The sequence below is a fragment of the Pseudomonas syringae group sp. J254-4 genome, from assembly GCF_032586855.1.
GTDB classification, from domain to species: Bacteria; Pseudomonadota; Gammaproteobacteria; order Pseudomonadales; family Pseudomonadaceae; genus Aquipseudomonas; species Aquipseudomonas amygdali.
On record NZ_JAWHOO010000052.1, the window covers coordinates 1 to 665 of the forward strand.

The following is a 665-nucleotide window of genomic DNA, read 5'->3' on the forward strand; positions in this document are numbered from 1 at the left end:
CCCAGCGCCCGGTCGGCACCGTTGCCGCCCTGCATCCTGCCCATCAGTACGGTGCCGAACACGACTTCTTCGCGCCCCGAGACCCGACCAGCCACCTGAGCCCATGCCAGGTGGGCCAGGCTTGCAGCGCTGACCCCCAACTGCCGCGCAATGCTGCGTATACGGCTGCTCAGTTGGCTGTCGAGTAGCTGATTCACTTCCTCGATGCCACTGCCATCGCCCTGCACGTCCTGTATGCCGTAAGCCAGAGTCGGTTCGTCGATGTCGCCGAGCATGTCGCGGAAAAACGCTTCGTGTTCAGCCTGGCTGATACCCAGACGCGCCTGTGCCACATGGTTGCGATAAGGCACCGGGGCCGGCAATTGCTCGATCTGACCCTGCAGGCTGGCCTGCATTTCCTCCACTACCACTTCCAGCGAAGTGTGATCCAGCGCCAGATGGTGGAACAGCAACATGCCGACCAGACGCTGGTGGGTGGTGTCCTCGGCATAGGCGATGCGCATCAGCGGCGCCTGGCCGATGTCCAGGCGATAGTGTCGTGGGTCAAAACGCTCGCGCAGTCGTGTCAGCACGTCACCGTCGAGGGGATCGATGGCCACCTCTTCCAGACTCAGTTTCGCGTTGCGCCAAACCACCTGTACCGGCTGCTCAAGCCCTTCCCAGAC

The 665-nt window shown here is 62.9% G+C and carries 1 protein-coding gene; it reads right to left on the reverse strand.

Annotated elements, in window-relative coordinates:
• The coding region (locus RYB09_RS27085) for a condensation domain-containing protein (RefSeq protein ID WP_316891020.1) at positions 1 to 665 on the reverse strand (665 nt) is incomplete at both ends.